Annotated in this window: 13 protein-coding genes and 1 pseudogene; 8 read left to right on the forward strand and 6 right to left on the reverse strand. The window is 71.0% G+C overall.

Annotated features, from left to right (window positions below; all coding sequences use genetic code 11):
* Nucleotides 1-285 precede the first annotated feature (285 nt).
* Nucleotides 286-684, forward strand: a complete 399-nt coding sequence (locus WJ35_RS21585; protein ID WP_069239961.1) for a carboxymuconolactone decarboxylase family protein — start codon at nucleotides 286-288, stop codon at nucleotides 682-684.
* Between the two features lie 151 nt (nucleotides 685-835).
* Here WJ35_RS21585 and WJ35_RS21590 read toward each other — a convergent pair whose 3' ends face one another.
* The 3 genes and pseudogenes from WJ35_RS21590 to WJ35_RS21600 form a co-directional block, all read right to left on the reverse strand.
* Nucleotides 836-1,822, reverse strand: a complete 987-nt coding sequence (locus WJ35_RS21590; protein WP_069239962.1) for an alpha/beta fold hydrolase — start codon at nucleotides 1,820-1,822, stop codon at nucleotides 836-838.
* A 28-nt stretch (nucleotides 1,823-1,850) separates the two neighbouring features.
* Nucleotides 1,851-3,457: pseudogene (locus WJ35_RS21595) on the reverse strand (flavin-containing monooxygenase).
* A complete protein-coding gene (locus tag WJ35_RS21600; protein ID WP_069239963.1) occupies nucleotides 3,454-4,359 on the reverse strand; it encodes an SDR family NAD(P)-dependent oxidoreductase in 906 nt (301 codons plus the stop codon). Before WJ35_RS21600 ends, WJ35_RS21595 begins: the two are co-directional and overlap by 4 nt.
* A gap of 89 nt (nucleotides 4,360-4,448) precedes the next feature.
* On the opposite strand from WJ35_RS21600, the gene WJ35_RS21605 reads away from it, so the two are divergent.
* Complete coding sequence (locus tag WJ35_RS21605; protein ID WP_060235473.1) at nucleotides 4,449-5,105, forward strand: TetR/AcrR family transcriptional regulator; 657 nt, start codon at nucleotides 4,449-4,451, stop codon at nucleotides 5,103-5,105.
* A gap of 49 nt (nucleotides 5,106-5,154) precedes the next feature.
* Here the strand turns inward: WJ35_RS21605 and WJ35_RS21610 are convergent, their stop codons facing one another.
* The gene (locus tag WJ35_RS21610) at nucleotides 5,155-6,111 is read right to left on the reverse strand and encodes a LysR family transcriptional regulator (protein WP_010098350.1); all 957 of its coding nucleotides are present in this window, start codon (nucleotides 6,109-6,111) and stop codon (nucleotides 5,155-5,157) included.
* A 126-nt stretch (nucleotides 6,112-6,237) separates the two neighbouring features.
* On the opposite strand from WJ35_RS21610, the gene WJ35_RS21615 reads away from it, so the two are divergent.
* The 6 genes from WJ35_RS21615 (at nucleotide 6,238) to WJ35_RS21640 (ending at nucleotide 14,025) form a co-directional block, all read left to right on the forward strand.
* Complete coding sequence (locus WJ35_RS21615) at nucleotides 6,238-6,882, forward strand: glutathione S-transferase family protein (protein ID WP_069239964.1); 645 nt, start codon at nucleotides 6,238-6,240, stop codon at nucleotides 6,880-6,882.
* A 40-nt stretch (nucleotides 6,883-6,922) separates the two neighbouring features.
* On the forward strand, nucleotides 6,923-8,998 hold the full coding sequence (locus tag WJ35_RS21620) for a pyridoxamine 5'-phosphate oxidase family protein (RefSeq protein WP_069239965.1): 2,076 nt from the start codon (nucleotides 6,923-6,925) through the stop codon (nucleotides 8,996-8,998).
* 132 nt (nucleotides 8,999-9,130) lie between these two features.
* Nucleotides 9,131-9,334, forward strand: coding sequence for a DUF2970 domain-containing protein (locus WJ35_RS21625; RefSeq protein WP_069239966.1), 204 nt, complete (start codon nucleotides 9,131-9,133; stop codon nucleotides 9,332-9,334).
* Nucleotides 9,335-9,910: 576 nt separating this feature from the next.
* Nucleotides 9,911-12,145, forward strand: a complete 2,235-nt coding sequence (locus WJ35_RS21630; protein ID WP_069239967.1) for a TonB-dependent siderophore receptor — start codon at nucleotides 9,911-9,913, stop codon at nucleotides 12,143-12,145.
* 33 nt (nucleotides 12,146-12,178) lie between these two features.
* A complete protein-coding gene (pnuC, locus tag WJ35_RS21635; protein ID WP_069239968.1) occupies nucleotides 12,179-12,793 on the forward strand; it encodes a nicotinamide riboside transporter PnuC in 615 nt (204 codons plus the stop codon).
* 23 nt (nucleotides 12,794-12,816) lie between these two features.
* Entirely contained in the window at nucleotides 12,817-14,025 is a 1,209-nt protein-coding gene (locus WJ35_RS21640; protein ID WP_069239969.1) for a phosphotransferase enzyme family protein, read from the forward strand.
* Nucleotides 14,026-14,474: 449 nt separating this feature from the next.
* On the opposite strand, the gene WJ35_RS21645 is transcribed toward WJ35_RS21640, so the two are convergent.
* Nucleotides 14,475-16,589 (reverse strand): HlyD family efflux transporter periplasmic adaptor subunit, encoded by a 2,115-nt coding sequence (locus tag WJ35_RS21645; protein WP_069239970.1) that lies wholly within the window; start codon nucleotides 16,587-16,589, stop codon nucleotides 14,475-14,477.
* 31 nt (nucleotides 16,590-16,620) lie between these two features.
* Entirely contained in the window at nucleotides 16,621-18,063 is a 1,443-nt protein-coding gene (locus tag WJ35_RS21650) for an efflux RND transporter periplasmic adaptor subunit (RefSeq protein WP_014724524.1), read from the reverse strand.
* Between the last annotated feature and the right edge of the window lie 2 nt (nucleotides 18,064-18,065).

An 18,065-nucleotide genomic window follows, 5' to 3' on the forward strand; every position in this document is an offset into this window, starting at 1 on the left:
TGCGGGAATCGGGAAGATTGCGGTGATTTAAACGGGGGAAGGCAGGTTTCCGCGAGACGGCGCCGCGTGCTGCACGCATCGCCCGCCGCGGTGTTCCCGCCAGTCGCCGTAACGCCGGGCCGGATGTTACGTAGCGCCCTGCCCGCCGTCGCGCGTGCCCGGCCGGCGCGATCCGCGACGCCTTTGACGAAACGCCCGTACGCCGCGAACATCACGCGAAACCCACCGGAAACCCACCAGGCCGCAGGCGACGCCGAAGCGGCCCACTTCGAACAGGACAGAGAGATGAGCGAACAGGACAAGGAGCAGGGCAAGGCGCGCCGCATCGACGTGATGGGCGAGGCATTCGTCGAGCGGGCGATGCGCGATCTCGACGGATTTTCTCGGCCGCTGCAGGACTGGCTGAACGAGCACGCGTGGGGCAGCACGTGGCAGCGCGGCGGCATCGATCTCAAGACACGCAGCCTCTGCACGTGCGCGATGCTGGCTGCGCTCGGCCGCGGCACCGAGTTGAAGGGCCACGTGCGCGGCGCGCTCAACAACGGCGCGAGCCTCGTCGAGATTCGCGAGGTGCTGCTGCACAGCGCGCTGTACGCGGGCGCGCCGGCGGCGGTCGAGGCATTCCGCAACGCGCGCGAGGTCATCGCCGAGCTTGGATTGTCATTGCCCGACGACGAAGCCTGAGCCGCGTCGCCGAAGCGGGCCGCGGGCGCGCATGCGCCGCCGCGGCGTCACCGCGCGCGACGCGCGGCGCGGTTCATGACCGCGGCCGAGCCGTGCCGACTCGCGCGAGCGGCCCGCGGCTTCACGCCCGCCGCGGCGCCGCCCAACGCGATCAGTGCTCGACGTGCGCGCGCGCTGCACCCGCATCGACGGGCGCCGCGGCGACTTCGAGCAACCAGTCCGCCGTCGCGCCCGGAATCGTGACGGGCAGCATGTGGCCGCCTTCGACCACCCGCAGCCGCACGCGCGGCGACTTCTGCGCGAGGGCCTCGCCGTGGCTGCGCCAGTTCAGGATGCGGTCGTCGCGGCCGTACAGCACGTCAACCGGCAGCGCGAGCTCCGCGTAGCGGCGCTCCATCGCGGGCAGGTCGCCGGGCACCGCGATCAGGTCCGACGCCGTCGCATAGAAACTGCGCGGCCGCAGCCCGAGCAGCCCGCCGCCCTTGACCGGGAAATCGTCCGGCACCGCCTCCGGCGCGAACACCGCACGGACCGCCTTGCGGCCGGTCAGGATCGTCAGCGGAATCGCGAAGGTCCACGACACGAAGCGGCGCACGAGCTTCGACGGAATCAGCAGCGGGCGGAACGGCCCCGGCGGCTCGGATTCCAGATGCGAGAGCGGCGCGATCAGCGCGAGGCGGCTCACGTGCTCCGGATGGTTGAGGCCGACCGCGAGCGAAATCGCGCCGCCGAGCGAATGCCCGACGAGCACCGGCTTGTCGAGCTGCAGCGCGTCGATGAACGCGGCGATCGTGCGCGCCTGCGCAAAGATGTTTGCCTGCGAGCGCGCGCCGCGCAGCGAATGCCCGGCGCCCGGCCGGTCGATCAGGATCACGCGATGGCGTTCCGCGAGCTGTTGCAGCGGCAGGTACGCGAAATTGCGCAGTTGCCCGGCAAGCCCGTGGACGAACACGATCGGCGGGCCGCTGCCGTACTCGACGTAATGGATGCGGTCGCCGCCGATGTCGACGAACCGGCCTTCGGGCCGGAACGCGCGCGTCACGCGGTGCGCGATGTACCACGTGAACGCCGCGAGCGCCGCGCACACGGCCGCGACGGCGATCAGCGCCTGCTGGATGAGATGGATCGTATGGCTCATGTCGGCCTCGTCAGGTTTGACCGCGGATTCAAGCGCGGGTGTCGAGCGCGGGTTGCGGGACGGATGCGGCGCCCGCGTCGGGCTTCGCACGGCGTTCGAACCGCATCGCCGAATCGGCGAGCGTGCTGAACTTCAGCGACGCGAGATCGAGCACGTAGTTCTGGTGGAATTTCCACGGCTTCTTCTCTCCCTGCTTCGGCAGGATGCCGGCCGCGCGCTGGATGTAGCCCGAACTGAGGTTCACCGCCGGCACGTTGCCGAGATCGCCCGGCGCGAGGCGCGGCACGCAGGTGTCGTAGCCGTGCGCGCGCATGTGGTTGAGCAGGCGGCACACGTAGCGCGCGATCAGCTCGGCTTTCAGGGTCCATGACGCGTTCGTGTAGCCGAACGACGACGCGAGGTTCGGCACGTCGCTGTACATCATCCCCTTGTACGACACCGTCTGCGACAGGTCAACCGCGCGGCCGTCGACCGTGACCTGCGCGCCGCCGAGCATCTTCACCTTCAGCCCGGTGGCGGTGACGATCAAGTCCGCGTCGAGCCGCTGGCCGCTCTTCAGCCTGAGGCCGGTCGGCGTGAAGCGCTCGATCTCGTCGGTGACGATCGACGCGCGGCCCGCGCGGATCGCCTTGAACAGGTCGCCGTTCGGCACGAGGCACACGCGCTGGTCCCACGGCTTGTAGCGCGGCGTCAGGTGCGTCGCGACGTCGAAGTCCGGGCCGAGCTGCTTGCCGGCCGCGCGGATGATGAGCTTCTTCGTCGCATCCGGCTTGCGGCGCGCGAGATTGTAGAGATACATCGTCAGCAGCACGTTCTTGACGCGCACGAGCCGGTGCGCGAGCCGCGCCGGCAGCACGCGGCGCAGCGCATTGGCGATCCTGTCGCGCGCGGGCAGCGACACGATGTAGGTCGGCGAGCGCTGCAGCATCGTCACGTGCCGGGCCTCGGCTGCCATCGACGGCACGAGCGTCACCGCGGTCGCGCCGCTGCCGATCACGATCACGCGGCGGTCCGCGTACGACAGGTTCTTCGGCCAGTGCTGCGGATGCACGAGATCCGGCCGCCGAACGTGTCCTTGCCGGGCCAGTCGGGCAGGTAGCCCGCGTCGTAGTCGTAATAGCCGCTGCACATGTACAGGAAGCGGCAGGTCAGCACGAGCGCCTCGGCCGGGCCGCCGCTGCCGCCGCCGCCGCGTTCGACGCGCACGGTCCAGCGCGCGCGGTTCGAATCCCAGTCCGCGCCGACGACCTTGTGGCGGTAGCGGATCGTCTTGTCGATCCCGTAGGTGCGCGCGGTGTCGCGAATGTAGTCGAGGATCGTCTGGCCGTCCGAGATCGCCTTGTCGCTGTGCCACGGCCGGAAGCTGTAGCCGAGCGTAAACATGTCGGAATCCGAACGGACGCCCGGATAGCGGAACAGGTCCCAGGTGCCGCCGATCGCGTCGCGCGCCTCGAGGATCGCGACGCGCGCGAACGGGCAGCGCCGCTGCAGGTGATAGGCCGCGCCGATGCCGGACAGGCCGGCGCCGACGATCAGCACGTCGAGATCGGCGCCGTCGCGGCGCGTGCCGCCGGCGCTCGCGTGGCGGTCGAAGGCGGGCGGCGCGGCGCGCCGGTCGGTCGTCGTCGAAGTCATGCGGGGTCCTTGGTCGGCGGGGTCGGGCGCGCGCCGGGCACATGCGCGCGCTGGAGGTTGCGTGCGCGGGCGCGGCGCACGTGGCGGATCATCAGCATCTGGTAGGCGGCCCCCAGCACGCGCACGGTCCTGTCGAGGCGGCGGGCGTCGGCGCCGACGAGCACGCGGCGCGCATTGCGCTCGACGCCGGCGAGGATCTGCCGCGCGGCGTCGTCGGCCGTCGTCGCGTCGATCAGGCGGTTCGCCTGGCGGCGGTGGGTCGCCTCGTCCTGGCCGGTCAGCGCATGGATGCTGGTGTCGACGCGCGACGCGTCGACGATGTTCGTTGCGACGCCGCCCGGATGCACGCAGGTCGCGCTGACGGGCGCGCCGTCGAGCTCCAGCTCCATCCGCAGCGCCTCGGTGAAGCCGCGCACCGCGAACTTGGTCGCGTTGTACGCGCTTTGGGTCGGCATCGCGATCAGCCCGAACAGGCTCGACGTGTTGACGACATGGCCGTCGCCGGACGCGCGCAGATGGGGCAGGAACGCCTGCGTGCCATGCACGACGCCCCAGAAGTTGATGCCGACGATCCATTCGAGATCGTCGAAGCGCGCGGTTTCGGCGCTGGCCGCGAGCGACACGCCCGCGTTGTTGAAGATCAGGTTGACCTTGCCGTGCGACTGGGCCCGCACGAAGCCGGCCCACGCAAACACCGCGTCGCGGTCGGCAACGTCGAGCCGCTGCGTCGTCACGCGCACGCCGTGCCGCGAGCAGGCGGCCGCCGTGCCCGCGAGCCCGACGTCGTTGACGTCCGAGAGCGCGACCTCGCAGCCGCGCCGCGCGAGCTCGACCGCGAGACTGCGGCCCATGCCCGAACCGGCGCCGGTGATCGCGGCGACCTTCCCGGAAAACCCCTTCATCCGTCGTTCCTCCCGTGTCCGCTTGCGCTGTGCCGGCGGCGCGCTTATTGTGGTGTTGCGTGTCACCAATTTAGTTTTCGGGTGTCCTGATGTCAAATAGCGGAATGGAGAAAGCACTCAAAACGCAGAAACGGGGCCGCGCGTACGGCGGCGTGGCGCCCGAGGTGCGCGCGGCGGAGCGGCGCGACGCATTGATCCGCGCGGCGACGCGCGTGTTCGGCACGGTCGGTTTCCGGAAGGCGACCGTGCGGTCGATCTGTCGGGAAGCGAAGCTGAACGACCGCTATTTCTATGCGGCGTTTGACAGCACCGAGGATTTGCTGCGCTGCACCTACCTGCATCACGCGGAGCAGCTGCGCGACGCGGTCGCGCAGGCGGTCGCCGCGCGCGGCGGCGATCTGGACGCGCGCGTCGACGCGGGGCTCGCGGCGTTCTTCGCGTTCCTGCGCGACCCGTGCGCGGCGCGCGTGCTGCTGCTCGAGGTGATGGGCGTGAGCCTGGACACCGACGCGACGTATCAGCGCGTGCTCGTCGAGTTCGGCAAGCTGATCATGGCGATCGGCGGGCGGGGCGAGGCGATCACGGGGGCGGAGCGCACCGAGCAGTGGCTGATCGGGCTCGCGCTGGTCGGCGCGATGACGAACGTCGGCACGGCGTGGCTGCTGACCGAGTACCGAGATCCGGAAGCGCAGATGATCGCGAGCTGCAGGAAGGTGCTGCTCGGGACGTTGGGGGCGGCGGGGTAGGGGGGAGGCTGCTGCGTACCGATTGAATGCCGCCCGCGCGCGGCACGATTCACCCGGAAGCACGCTTCGACTTCGTCGCCCGCCCACGTGTCGCCCGCACCGGCGCCGCACCCATTTCCTCCCGCATCGCCTCGATGAACGCCCGCACCTTCGGCGACGGCAGCCGCGTCGACGGAAAGATCGCGTGAATCCCGGCCGGCGGCGAGCGCCAGCCGGGCAGCAGGCGCACGAGCCGGCCCGCGGCGACGTCGTCGGCGGTCGAGAAATCGGTCAGCAGCCCGAAGCCGCCGCCCGCGAGCGCGATCGCGCGGCAGGCGGTCGCAGTGTTCGACACGACGTGCGCGGTGCAGCGCACCGACGCCTTGCCGCCGCGCGCGTTCTCGAGCTCGAACGTCTGCGGGCGCGGCAACGTCGACAGCATCACGAACGGCAGCGCCGCGAGCGCCGCCGGATCGCGCGGCAACCCCCAGCGCGCGACGAACGCCGGGCTCGCGACCGGCCACTTCTCGTATTCGCCGAGCTGCACCGCGCGATAGTTGGAATCCGCGAGACGGCCGATGCGGATCGCGACGTCGATGTTGTCGGCGACGAGGTCGACGAGGCGGTCGTTCGCGATCAGTTCGACGTCGAGCGCCGGATGCGCGTCGCGCAGCGCGACGATCGCAGGCGCGACGACCTGCGCGCCATAGTCGATCGGCGCGCTCACGCGCAGCGTGCCGCGCAGCGGCCCCGTCTCCGACGACACCGCGTCGAGCGCGCTTTCGGTCGCGCGCATGATGTCGCGGCACGCGTCGTAGAACGCGCGCCCCGCGTCGGTCACGGCGAGCCGCCGCGTGGTGCGCACCAGCAGGTTCGCGCCCACTTCGGATTCGAGCCGCTGCATGTGCGTGCTGACCACCGTCTTCGCGAGCCCGAGCCGCTCGGCCGCCGCCGTCAGCGAGCCCGCTTCGACCACCGCCACGAAAACCGCGAGCCGGTTCAGGTTCACGTCGCGTAGATCCGCCATCGCCGATTGTCCTGTCAAAGAGGATGATGTTTCCGCGATTATCCCTCTTCTGAACACAGAGGGCGCACGTTACGCTGGGGCCGTTCGTCGCCGAATTCCGGCGGCGCGAGATCCAGGAGCCTTGCCATGTCTGCTGCCAACCAGCCTGCCCGTCCGGTTCGCGTCTACTCGTTTCCGCTGTCCGGCCACGCGCATCGCGTGCGCCTGTTCCTGTCGCTGCTCGGCGTGCCGTTCGAGGTCGTCGACGTGGATCTCGCCGCGGGCGAGCAGCGCCGGCCGGCCTTCCTTGCGCTGAACCCGTTCGGGCAGGTGCCCGTGATCGACGACGGCGGCGTCGTGCTGTCCGACTCGAACGCGATCCTCGTCTATCTCGCGAAGCGCTACGGCGACGCGCACTGGCTGCCCGACGATCCGGCCGGCGCGGCGGCCGTGCAGCGCTGGCTGTCGCTCGCGGCGGGACCGATCGCGGCGGGCCCGGCCGCGGCGCGGCTCGTCACCGTGTTCAACGCGACGCTCGACCACGACGCGGCCAAGCGCACCGCCGCGAAGGTGCTCGCCGCGATCGACGGCGAGCTGGCCGGCAAGCCGTTCGCGGCCGGCGCGCAGCCGACCATCGCCGACATCGCCGCCTACACGTACATCGCGCACGCGCCGGAAGGCGGCGTGTCGCTCGATCCGTATCCGCATCTGCGCGCGTGGCTCGCGCGCGTCGAGGCGTTGCCCGGGTTCGTCGGCATGCCGCCGACCCGCGCGGGCCTGCTCGCCGCGTGACGCGCGGCGGATCGACACGCGTAACCACCGGGAGAACGAGATGATCGCGCCGAGCGCCGCCGTACCGGGCTGGGAGCTGGATGTGTCGCCGTTTCATGCGGGCGAACTCGCCGTGCAGCAGCGCGCGGGCGTGGCCGACGCCGCGAGCGCCGTCGGGCTGCGCGGCATCCGGCGTTTCATGCCCGATCAGCATCGGGCGTTCTTCGCGCAATTGCCGTTCTTCGTGCTCGGCGGCGTCGACCCGGAGGGGCAGCCGTGGGCGACGCTGCGTGTCGGCGCGCCGGGCTTCGCGACGTCGCCCGACGCGCACACGCTGCGGATCGCGGGCGACGCATTGCCGGGCGATCCGCTGGCCGGTGCGTGGCGGCCGGGCGCGCCGCTCGGCGGGCTCGGCATCCAGTTCGACACGCGGCGGCGCAATCGCGTCAACGGCGTCGTGCAGGCCGTCGACGGCAGCAATGTGCTGACGGTCGCCGTCGAGCAGAGCTTCGGTAATTGCGCGAAATACATCCAGGCGCGCAAGCCGGTGCGCGTGCCGCGTGAGGGCGAGCGGTCCGCGGCTGATGCGGCGCCCGAGGTGTCGGACCGGCTGAGCGACGCCGATCGCGCGCTGCTGGCGCAGGCGGATACGTTCTTCGTCGCGAGCGCGAACCTGTCGGCGGAAGCGGGCGCGGCGCGCGGCGTGGACGTCTCGCATCGCGGCGGGATGCCGGGCTTCGTGCGCGTCGACGACGACGCCACGCTGACGACCCCCGACTTCAGCGGCAACCGGCTGTTCAACACGCTCGGCAACCTGCTGCTCGATCCGCGCGCGGGCTTGCTGTTCGTCGATTTCGAGCGCGGCGATCTGGTGCACGTCGCCGCGCGCGCGGAGATCGTCTGGGACGGGCCGCTCGTCGCGTCGTTCGAAGGCGCGCAGCGGGTGGTGCGGTATCGCGTGCAGGAAGTGCGGCGCAGCGTCGCGGTGATGCCGTTCCGCTGGTCGCCGGTCGAATGGGCGCCGCAGTTCGCGGCGGCGACGCGAGCGCCGGCCGCGACGGCTTCGCAAACGGCGGCGTCGCATGTGCCGACGCCCGCATCCGCCGCGCCGTCGGCGTCCGGCTGGCGCGCGCTGCGCGTCGCGAAGATCGTCGACGAAGCGCGCGCGATGCGCTCGTTTCATTTCGAGGCGGCGGACGGCGGCGCGCTGCCCGCATACGAAGCCGGTCAGCATCTGACGCTGCGCGTCGCGCTGCCGGGCGGCGATGCGCCGGCGATCCGCAGCTACACGCTGTCGGATGCGCCCGGCGCCGCCCATTACCGGATCACCGTGAAGCGGGAAGGGCGCGTGTCGGCGTGGCTGCACGACCACGCGCGCGCCGGCATGACGCTCGACGCGCAGATGCCGCGCGGCCGCTTCACGTTCGACGTCGCGAGCCCGCGACCGGCCGTGCTGGTGTCGGCCGGCATCGGCATCACGCCGATGATGGCGATGCTGCGACGCGCGCTGGCCGACGACAGCGCGTCGCGCCGCGTGGTGTTCGTGCACGGTGCGCGCGACGCGGCCGACCGGCCGTTCGCCGCCGAGCTCGCGCGTCTCGCACACGCCGACGCACGTGTGTCGCTGCACTGCTTCGACAGCCGCGCGCAGCGCGACGGCGCGGGCCGCGTCGACGTCGCGCAGCTCAAGCGCATCCTGCCGTTCGACGACTACGACTTCTACCTGTGCGGGCCGGCCGCCTTCATGCGCGAGCTGTACGACGGGCTGCGCGCGCTGAACGTCGCGGACGAGCGGATCCGTTTCGAGGCGTTCGGGCCGTCGAGCGTCGTGCGCACGGCGCACCGGGGCGAGCGCACGTCGCCGGCGGCGAGCGTGCCCGTGGTGTTTCGGCGCTCGGCGCGCGACGCCGAATGGACGCCCGCCGACGGCACGCTGCTCGAATTCGCCGAAAGCCGCGGCGTGACGGTGCCGTCGGATTGCCGCGCCGGCTCGTGCGGGACCTGCGCGACGCGTGTGCTGTCCGGCGCGGTCGACTACCTGCACGCATACGACGCAGCGGTCGAACCCGGCTGCGCGCTGCTGTGCGTCGCGCAGCCGGCCGCGCGGGCCGGCGAGCCGCTCGTGCTCGACCGTTGACGCACACGCGGCAACGCTGCGACACGCCGTCGCACGACGCGTGCTGCGCTAAAACCGCGCGCAACTGCTTCTTTTTCCGGAGACCTGTCGGACCGACGATAGCGTCAACCGATCGAACAAAGGAGCAACATCATGAAACTGTTCAGCATGATCCGTCTGGTCCTGTGGAGCTTCTTCGGCGTGCGCAACAGCAAGGCGCACGCCGCGGATCTGGAGAACGTCAACTTCACGCTGCTGCCGTTCGTGGCGATCATTCTCGCCGCGCTCGTCGGGGCGGTCATTTACGGCGTCGTGCACCTGGTGGCCGATCCGACGTCGACGATGCAGGGCTTCTGAACGATGGCCGAAACGCGCGCGAGTCGTCGCGCGCGTTTCGCGGTTCGCCCGGGCGTTGCACGTTGCCCGGCGAGCGCCGCTGCGGCGCGTCCTTCGCTCTAGGCGTTCTCCTCGCTTCAATCGCGTCGTCCCGCTTCACCTGCCCGGCGCGCTGCGCGCGCTTCACCCCATTCCCCGACCCGTTCCCGTGCCCGCGGTAAAATGCGCGCCGCGCCGCGATGCCGCGCGCGACGGGCATCCCGCCGTTCCGACGAACGGCGCACACAGGCCCGCCGCGGCGTTCGAAGCGTTCCCCGCACGACACGCCCGCGCGAAGCCGCCGGCCGCCCGCTGCGCCGCCGATCCACCGATCGGCGGCCAGGCCGGCGCCCGGCGCGTCAGCGGCTCAGATGCCCCAACCTGCGCTATCCCGACCGATCGGCCCGCACGCGGCCCGATCGCGCGGCGCGTCCGACGCACGGCGGGTCGAGCACGCGCACGGCGTCTGTCCGGCACCGTCGCGGCGGCGTGCGCTTCGTGTTTCCCAGGTTCAGCGCGTTTCGACAGGAACGAGCGGCAAGTTTTCCATCCAGAACGATGACGGTGAATAGAACAATCGCGTTGACCGCACGGCGGCGGCGCACGAAGGTCGGCTTGGGCGTGGGTCTCGGCATCACGCTTTTCGCCGCGCAGGCCGCGGCCGCGCCGGGCGACGCGCGACCGGCTTCGGATGCCGATGCGGCCGGCGGCGCCACGCTGCCGGCCATCAGCGTGAGCGGCGCGCGCGGCAATGCGTTGCGTGCGCGCACCGCGTCGGTCGCCGGCCATGACGACGCGCCGCTGCGCGATACGCCCGCGTCGGTCAGCGTCGTCACCCGCGCGCTGCTGGACGACCAGCAGGCGAAGCGATTGAGCGACGTCGTTCGCAACGACGCGTCGGTCAGCAACGCGTACGCGCCGGTCGGCTATTTCGAAGGCTTTTCGATTCGCGGCTTTCCGGTCGATCTCGCGAGCGCGATCCGCATCGACGGCCTGACGGTGTCGGGCGAGCAGAACGTGCCGCTCGAGAACAAGGAGCGCGTCGAGATCCTGAAAGGGCTCGCGGGCATCGACAGCGGCGTCGTCGCGCCGGGCGGCGTGATCAACTTCGTGACCAAGCGGTCCGCGAACGTCGCGAGCGTGACGACGGGCGTCGACAGCCGGGGATCGACGTCGGCCGCCATGGATCTCGGCCGGCGGTTCGGCCCCGCCAACCAGTTCGGCATCCGGATCAATGCGGCGAAGGAGAACATGCATTCGTATATCGACGGCACGAACGGGCGCCGCACGTTCGGATCGATCGCCGCCGACTGGGACATCAGCCCGCGCGCAAGCCTGCAGTTCAATGCGGAATTCCAGCAGTGGATCCAGCGTTCCGCGCCGGGGTATCAGCTGCTCGGCGGCACGGTGGTGCCGTCCGTCAAGTCGACGTCGAAGGCGCTCGGCACGCAGCCGTGGGCGAAACCGGTGACGACCGACGCGCTGAACCTCAACGCGCGCTTCGACTACCAGTTCAACGACGACTGGAAGGCGTACGTCGCCGCGGGCCGCAGCCGCACGATGATCGACGACAACAGCGCGTTCGCGTATGGCTGTTCGTACGCGGCGAGCTGCGCGGCCGGCGCGACGTCGCCGTTCTTCTTCGGCCGGAATGGGGATTTCGACGTGTACGACTTCCGCAGCCCGGGCGAGTATCGCCGCAACGACGACGTGCGCGCGGTGACTACGGGCAAGTTCGCGACCGGGCCGGTGCGCCACGAGCTGACGGTCGGCACGAGCGTGCAGCGGCGCGTCGTGCACATGGCGGACGCCGTCTACGACTATGTGGGCAGCGAGAACATCTACGGCCCGGACGTCACGTTCGCGCCGTCGCCGAACGTGCCCGGGCCGTCGTATCCGCGGCTCGACGCGTGGCAGTACGCGGTGTTCGGCGCCGACCGGATCAGCTTCGGCGACCACTGGCAGGTGCTCGCGGGCGGCAAGGAGGTGCTGCTGCGGCAGCGGAGCTGGAGCAGCCTCGACGGCCCGCAGGCCCGCACCGACCGCTCGGTGTTCCTGCCGCAGGTCGCGCTGGTCTACAAGCCGGTGAACGCGCTGTCGCTTTACGCGTCGTACAGCAAGGCGCTGTCGCTCGGCGACCAGGCGCCGGTGCGCGCGACCAACGCATATGCGTTCCTGCCGCCCGTCGAATCCCGCCAGATCGAAGTCGGTGCGAAATACGACTGGCTCGACCGCCTGAGCCTCACGGCCGCGGTATTCTCGATCAGCAAGCCGTTCCAGTTCGCGCAGCCCGACGCGTCGAACGGCAGCTACACGTTCGTGCAGCGCGGCACGCAGCGGCACCAGGGGATCGAGCTCGGCGCGGCCGGGCAGGTCACGCAGCGGCTGTCGCTGACCGCGACCGTGGCGGCGATTCGCGCGCGCGCTTACGATTCGGGGTCGCCGGCCTACGAAGGGCACCAGGCCATCAACGTCCCGGCGCTGCGCGCGTCGCTGTATGCGGACTATGCGGTGCCCGGCGTCGCCGGTCTCGCGCTGCTCGGCGGCGTCGATTACAGCGCGAGCCGCAATGCGAACGAAGAGGGCACGGCGCGCGTGCCGGCGTGGTTCGTGTTCAATCTCGGCGCGCGCTATGCGACGAAGATCGGCGGACACCGGACGGTGCTGCGCGTGTCGGTCGACAACCTGTTCAACAAGTTCTACTGGCGGGATGCGGGCGAGCAGCAGGGCGACGCGTACCTGTTTCCCGGCGCGCCGCGCACCGCGCGCGTGTCGCTGACTTACGATTTCTGATCGCGGTTCGACCTACACTGGAGAGTACGAACGATGTCCACCCTCGAAATCGCCGGCGTGATCGTCAGTGCGCTCGCGATCTGGCTGACCGCGAAGCGGCGCATGCTGTGCTGGCCCGTGGGGCTCGCGTCGGTCGCGCTGTACGGCTGGATCTTCTTCGACGCGAAGCTTTATTCGGACATGCTGCTGCAGGGCGCGTTCGCGGTGCTGCAGGTGTACGGCTGGCGGCGCTGGCTCGCGCAGCGTGAGCTGGACGCCGGCAGCGCGGGCGCTGCGCCGGCCGGCGACGTCGCGCCCGTGACCGGCGTGCGGCCGCGGCAGATGTTGCCCGACCTGATCGCGGCGGTCGTCGGCAGCGCGCTGCTCGGCGGGATCATGGCGCGCTGGACCGACGCCGCGCTGCCGTTCGTCGACGCGTCGCTGACCGCGTTCAGCCTCGTCGCGCAATACTGGACCGCGCGGCGCTACATCGCATCGTGGGGCCTGTGGATCGTGGTCAACGTGGTGTATGTCGGGATGTTCGTCGTCAAGGAGCTGTACCTGACCGCGGGGCTCTATGCGCTGTTCATCGGGCTCGCGGTGATCGGCTGGCGCGACTGGCGTCGCTCGGCCGACGCATTGCATGCGGCGACGAGCCCGGCCGCCTGACACCTCACGGAGCAACGTCGTTCATGACATTTCCTCTCGAGCCGGACGCGCGTGCAGTGCGCGGTGAAGCCGATACGCATGACGTCGCGCCGCCGCAGTTCGGTGTCGACGGCGAGCAGGCCGAACGCGACTGGCCGCTGATCACGCGCGACGAGGTGGCCGCGATCCTCGCGCGGATCGACGGCGCGGGGCCGCCGGCGCAGCTCGCGTGGCACAGCCCGCGGCCGTTCTCGGCGGCCGTGCTGGTTCATACCGCGCGCGGCCGCGCGCTGTTCGTCAAGCGTCATCACGTGAGCATCCGCGACGTCGCGGGGCTCGAGGAAGAACATCGTTTCATCGCGCATCTGCGGGCGCGCGGCGTGCCGGTCGCGGACGTGCTGGCGGCGCGCGACGGCGCGAGCGCGTTCGCGTCGGGCGAATGGACCTACGAAGTGCATGCGCTCGCGCCGGGCGTGGACGCGTATCGCGGCGTGATGTCGTGGAAGCCGTTCATGCATCCGTCGCACGCGTACGCGGCCGGCCGCGCGCTGGCCGAACTGCATCGCGCGTCGGCCGGCTACGATGCGCCGGCGCGGCCCGTGCGCACGCTGCTGTCGAGTTTTCGCGTGTTGTCGTGCGCGGATCTGACCGGCGCGCTCGAGCGCTGGGTCGCCGCGCAGCCGCTGTTGACGCGCGCGCTCGGCACGCGCGACTGGCGCGGCGATGTCGCGAAGTGGATCGGCCCGTATCACGCGCGCCTCGTGCCGCTGCTGGGCGCGCTGCCGCCGCTGTGGACCCACGGCGACTGGCACGCGTCGAACCTGTTGTGGAGCGACGGCGAGCCCGGCGCGCAGGTGCGCACGGTGCTCGATTTCGGGCTGTCGGATCGCACCTGCGCGGTGTATGACGTTGCGCTCGCGATCGAGCGCAACGCGATCGACTGGATGGCGCCGGCTGACGCGCGCAAGGTCGAATACGCGCAGATCGATGCGCTGCTCGACGGGTACGAGTCGCTCGCGCCGCTCGACGACGACGCGTATGCGGCGCTGGTGGCGCTGCTGCCGATCGTGCATACCGAGTTCGCGCTGTCCGAGGTTGCGTATTTCGACGGTATCGTCGGTTCGCCCGAGACGGTCGATGTTGCGTACGACGGCTATCTGATCGGGCATGCGCGATGGTTCGGCGAGCGGGATGGGCGGAAGTTGCTGGACTGGCTGGTGGAGCGGCGGCTTACGAAGCGGCGCAGCCTGTAAAGCCGCGTGCCGGAGGAAGTCGCGCCGGCACGCGGTTGCCCCGCGCTTCATCTTCCTTTCGTGCGGCGAGTTCTTCGAGGCAGAGCGTGAGAGGGCACCGAGACGATGTCTGCGCCCTCCGTGCTTTTGCGCGGAACAACGATTTCGACCGAAGCGCAGGTTCGTTTGAAGCCGAGCGGACCGGTTGCACGCCCGTGCGGTTTCGCGGGGGCTTGAGCCATATGCGGGGAAACTCGCACGTACGGTTCCTGGAAGAGAACACGCCGGTAACGGCGTGTCTTCACCGGCTTCGCTCTAGGACGATCCGCGCACTTTCCCGCGCAGATACGCGGCCGCACCCAACCTCGCGAAGGGCGTCTCGGAGCACGACGCATGCCGCGCCGCGCCGAACCTGACGACACCGGCAATACGCAAACGGTCGCGCCTCGCTCGGCAGGCTCCTCAACGCGTCAGAAGCCCAGTTCGCGTTGCAATACCGCGGCGACGAACCGCAGGCCGCGGCCCAGGTAGCTTTCGCGGCCGGCGCCGAGCTGCGCCGTGCCGGGCACCTCGCGTCCCGGCCCGTCGCCGCTGCTGCACGCGTCGAAGCGCACCTGCCAGGTGGCTTGCAGCGGCACCAGCTGGTGCGTCTTCGGATCCTGCTCGGCGGGGATCGGGCCGCCGTACGTGCTGGCCACGGTAGGCTCGTCGAGCGTGGCCACGTTGACCTTGTCGATCGCGGCGATGCGGCAACGGCGCGCCGCGAGTTCGGGCACGTCCGACACGAACACGGCCGTCTGTCCGGCCGCGAGGCGCTCCACGTCGTGCTCGCCCACGTAGGCGTCGCCCTTCACGCCGCCGGGCGCCACGATGTCGTAGAGCCGCTCGCCGCGCGGCAGCCAGGTGCCCGGCGCTTGCGCGTCGTCGTTGGCCTGCACGGTGCCGTCGAACGGCGCGCGGATCGTCAGTCGCGCGATCTCGGCACGCAGCCCCGCCACCGTCTGCCGCGCCGACTCCCAGCGGCGTTGCAACGCCGTGCCCTGCTGCTGCAGGCGATCGTCGAACGATTGCTGCTCGACTTCCCAGCGCAGCCGCGCCTCCTCGGCGCTGGCGCTGGCCAGCTTCGCGTCGAGATCGGGCGACACCAGCACTGCGAGCGTGTCGCCGGCGCGTACCTTGCGCCCGTCGCGCACCGGCTCCGGGTTCGCGGCCAGGTAGCCGGGCTCGACCGTATAGAGCCCCTGGGCGCGCAGCGGCGTGAGCACGGCCGGCGCGCTCACGCCGGCATGCCACGGCAGCACGAAGAATGCCAGCAGCGCCGCGCCCAGCAACGCGCTGCGTCGGGTTTCGCGGCGCCAGTGCAGCGCGTCGCGGCGCGCCCAGCAGTGCTGCGCCTCGCGCCACACCGGGCGCATGATGAACCAGCCGAATTCCACGCAGAACAGCACCATGCCGAGCAGCTTGAAGAACGCGTGATACACCACCAGCGCGATCGACATGAACACGGTCAGCCGGTACAGCCAGGTGGCGAACGAGAACGCGATCAGGAAGCGGCGGCGCTCGGCGCTGCACGGTTCGGGCTGCGGGTCGCCGAAGCCGAACAGGCGTTCGCGCAGCCACCAGCGGCCGAGCGCGAACGCGCGATCGTGCAGGTTCGGCATGTCGAGCCAGTCCGACAGCAGGAAATAGCCGTCGAAGCGCATGAAGGGGCTCGCGTTGATGCCGAGCGTGGCCACCCAGGTGGTGGTGGCGAGCAGGAACGCGCCGGCGCGCAGCGGCCCGTCGGGCAGCAGCGTCCACGCCAGCGTGGAGAACGCGGCGAGCGCCACCTCGCTGAGCATGCCGGCCGCGCCGATCCACAGCCGGCGGCGCCGCTCGGGCACCTTCCAGGCCTCGGTGGTGTCGGTGTACAGCACCGGCACCATCACCAGCAACGCCACGCCCATGGTGGGCACGCGGCAGCCGTGGCGCTGCGCCGTGTAGGCATGCGCGAACTCGTGCAGCACCTTGGCGAAGCCGAGCGCGATGCCCACGCCCACCAGGCCGCGCCAGTCGGCGTAGTTGTGGAAGGTGTGCAGGAATTCGTCCCAGCGCCGCGACGCGAGGAACAGGCCGAGCAGAGCCACCGCCGTGACCACGTACCAGAACGCCGGCCGGAACGCGAACGCGACGTAGCGGTGCGTGGCGCGCAGGAACGACATCGGATGCCAGATCGGAATCCGGATCATCAGGTAGTGCTTGAGCAGCCACATGGCGCGCGAGGTATGCTGCGCCGCCTCGTGGGCATCGAGCCGTGCGGTGTCCGCGGCGCTCATGGCAACCAGCAGGTTCTCCTGGCGCAGCGTGCGCAGCAGCGCCTCCATGTCGTCGAGCGTGACGGTGAGGGTGGTGTCGCGGTTCACGGCCTCGACGATCGCGTTCGCGTCGTCGAGCGCCCAGCGCGAGAGCAGCTCGAACGCGGGCCAGCCGATCAGGAAGAAGCGGTTCGCGGCAGGATCGTGCAGCATCCAGGTCGGCGCGCCGTCGGGCGTCACGGGGCCGGCCGAGAGCGTCAGTTCCTGGCGCAGTTGCGGGAGTCGGTGCATGGTGCGAAAGCGTCGTGCGGGTCGTCGTGTTTCACCAGCCCAGCCACTGGCGGGCCAGCGTCAGCGGACGGCGCAGCAGGTAGTAGATCGCGGGTACCCACGGCCCGCGGATCCGTGCGGTGCCCATCGCGCCGAGCGGCGCATGCGCGTCGCCCGCATCGAGCGTGGCGCGCACGCGGTAGGCGAGCACGCCCTCGGGCGTCGGCTCGGCGCGCCAGGCCACGGTGTCGACGCGCGCGTCGTAGCTCGCCAGCGGCGAACTCTTCGGATACAGCGTCAGCGTGGTGCCGGGCTTCACGTCGATGTTGTCGGCCACCGGCAGCCACGCGGTCACTTCCACGTGCGCGGGATTGGCCAGCAGCAGGATCTTCTCCCCGACGGCCACCGCCTTGCCGGTCCATTCGTTTGGATCGCTGAAGATCGCCACGCCGGCGCGCTGCGCGGTGACGTTCACGCGCGCGAGCTGGCGCGCGGTGTAGTCGAGCTCGACGCGGCTCTGGTCGAGCTTGCCCTGGCGCTCGGCCATGTCGAGGCGGTTCTTGTCGTCGGTCACCGCGAGCTGCGCCGTCTGCCGGAGTTCCTCCTGGGCCGTGTCGAAATCCTTGCGGGCCACGGCGTAGCGCGACTGCAGCGTGGTGGCGTCGAGCGCGAGCAGCGGCGTGCCCTGCTGCACGACCTGATTCGGACGCACGTACAGGCGGTCGATCACGCCGTCGAGCGGCGCGCGCACCACGAACGGATCCTTCGGCGTGACCTCGGCCGGCGCGAGCACCGTGAGCCGTACCGGGATCACGCACGCCACCGCCAGGCCGATCAGCACGCGGCGCTGCTGGCGGCCGGGCTTCAGCAAGACCCGGGCACGCTCGCGCCACGAGGCGCGGGGCGCGAACGACTCGAACGCGTGCGCCCACACCTGGCCGAGCTCGGTCAGCAGCGCGGTGTCGGTGGCGCTCCAGATCCCGTCGCGCGCGAACACCACGCCGCCCACGGCGCGGCCGGCCCGATCGGTCAGCGGCAGCCACGCGCCGTGCTCGGGCCACCACGCGGCCCATTCCTCCACCACGTGCGGCGCGTCGGCGCGCAGGTCGGCGGCGGTGAAGGTGTGCACGCGCGGCCGCGCCGGCAGCACCGGAGCGCCCTGGCCTTCCACGCGCGCCGCGGCGTCCTCGGGCGGGGCGCTCTGCAGGCCGCGCGCGAGCGCCTTGCAAAGCTGGCCGAGCCATTGCACGTAGGGTGCGTTCGGATCGCTCTGAGGCAGGCCCGACAACGCGGCCACGTGGCCCGGCGTGTCGCCGCGCCACCACGCGGCCTGCCGGTAGGGCACCAGCGCGAGCGTCTCGTTGACGATCGTGAAGCCGAGCGTGGTTTCGGTCGCGGCCGCGCGAGCGCGCGCCGACAGTTGCCAGAGCAGCGCGAGCTGCTGGCCGTCGATGCGGGGTTGAGCCGCCTCGTCCGCCGTACGGTTTGCCGTCATTG

The sequence above is a fragment of the Burkholderia ubonensis genome, assembly GCF_001718695.1.
GTDB lineage: Bacteria > Pseudomonadota > Gammaproteobacteria > Burkholderiales > Burkholderiaceae > Burkholderia > Burkholderia ubonensis_B.

Excerpts from the sequence above, each read along its gene's own strand:
- WJ35_RS21585 (WP_069239961.1), top strand. The coding sequence starts at position 286 with ATGAGCGAACAGGACAAGGAGCAGGGCAAGGCGCGCCGCATCGACGTG.
- WJ35_RS21590 (WP_069239962.1), bottom strand. The coding sequence starts at position 1,822 with ATGAGCCATACGATCCATCTCATCCAGCAGGCGCTGATCGCCGTCGCG.
- WJ35_RS21600 (WP_069239963.1), bottom strand. The coding sequence starts at position 4,359 with ATGAAGGGGTTTTCCGGGAAGGTCGCCGCGATCACCGGCGCCGGTTCG.
- WJ35_RS21605 (WP_060235473.1), top strand. The coding sequence starts at position 4,449 with ATGTCAAATAGCGGAATGGAGAAAGCACTCAAAACGCAGAAACGGGGC.
- WJ35_RS21610 (WP_010098350.1), bottom strand. The coding sequence starts at position 6,111 with ATGGCGGATCTACGCGACGTGAACCTGAACCGGCTCGCGGTTTTCGTG.
- WJ35_RS21615 (WP_069239964.1), top strand. The coding sequence starts at position 6,238 with ATGTCTGCTGCCAACCAGCCTGCCCGTCCGGTTCGCGTCTACTCGTTT.
- WJ35_RS21620 (WP_069239965.1), top strand. The coding sequence starts at position 6,923 with ATGATCGCGCCGAGCGCCGCCGTACCGGGCTGGGAGCTGGATGTGTCG.
- WJ35_RS21625 (WP_069239966.1), top strand. The coding sequence starts at position 9,131 with ATGAAACTGTTCAGCATGATCCGTCTGGTCCTGTGGAGCTTCTTCGGC.
- WJ35_RS21630 (WP_069239967.1), top strand. The coding sequence starts at position 9,911 with ATGACGGTGAATAGAACAATCGCGTTGACCGCACGGCGGCGGCGCACG.
- pnuC (WP_069239968.1), top strand. The coding sequence starts at position 12,179 with ATGTCCACCCTCGAAATCGCCGGCGTGATCGTCAGTGCGCTCGCGATC.
- WJ35_RS21640 (WP_069239969.1), top strand. The coding sequence starts at position 12,817 with ATGACATTTCCTCTCGAGCCGGACGCGCGTGCAGTGCGCGGTGAAGCC.
- WJ35_RS21645 (WP_069239970.1), bottom strand. The coding sequence starts at position 16,589 with ATGCACCGACTCCCGCAACTGCGCCAGGAACTGACGCTCTCGGCCGGC.
- WJ35_RS21650 (WP_014724524.1), bottom strand. The coding sequence starts at position 18,063 with ATGACGGCAAACCGTACGGCGGACGAGGCGGCTCAACCCCGCATCGAC.